The sequence below is a fragment of the Neoroseomonas rubea genome, from assembly GCF_016106015.1.
GTDB lineage: Bacteria > Pseudomonadota > Alphaproteobacteria > Acetobacterales > Acetobacteraceae > Neoroseomonas > Neoroseomonas rubea.
The window spans coordinates 1-554 of sequence record NZ_JACADQ010000761.1; the positions used below are offsets into that span (position 1 = coordinate 1).

A 554-nucleotide genomic window follows, 5' to 3' on the forward strand; every position below is an offset into this window, starting at 1 on the left:
GGTCGCCACGCGCTCGGCCTCGGCGCGCGCGCTGGCCAGCAGCTGCTCGGCCTCGGCGGCCGCGGCGGTGCGCTCGGCCTCGGCGGCGGCGAGCATCTTCTCGGCTTCGGCGCGCAGGTGCGATGCCTCATCGAGCTGGCGGCGAATCGCATCCGCCCGACCGTCCAGCGCGCCGCCGAGCGCGCCGAAGATCTTCTTCCCCAGGAAGACGAAGAAGAGGACGAAGGAGACGGCGACCCAGAACTTCGGATCCGACATCAGGCCCTCCCGCTCGCTGCAAGGACGCGGCCGACGGCCGCTTCCACCTTCCCGCGGTCGGCGACGCCGGTCAGGCGGGAGACGAGGGCCTCCGCCGTGTCCGTCGCGACGCCGCGGATCGCGCCCATCGCCGCCGTGCGGGCGGCCTCGATGCGCGCCTCGGCCTCGGCGATCTGGGCGTTGATGCGGGCATTCACCTCGGCGGCCTTGGCGTCGCTCGCGGCCTGGGCCTGCTGCAACGCGGCGGCGACCGCGGCGCGGGCCTCGGCGCGGGCCTGGTCGCTGGCGGCGCGATG

The 554-nt window shown here is 75.6% G+C and carries 1 protein-coding gene and 1 pseudogene; both read right to left on the reverse strand.

The features are described 5' to 3' along the window. A partial coding sequence (locus tag HW577_RS26275; protein WP_408639563.1) for an ATP synthase F0 subunit B occupies positions 1-258 on the reverse strand: 258 nt, incomplete at its 3' end. After that, a pseudogene (locus HW577_RS26280) lies at positions 258-554 on the reverse strand (F0F1 ATP synthase subunit B'); the annotation flags it as partial. The pseudogene HW577_RS26280 and the gene HW577_RS26275, both read right to left, overlap by 1 nt.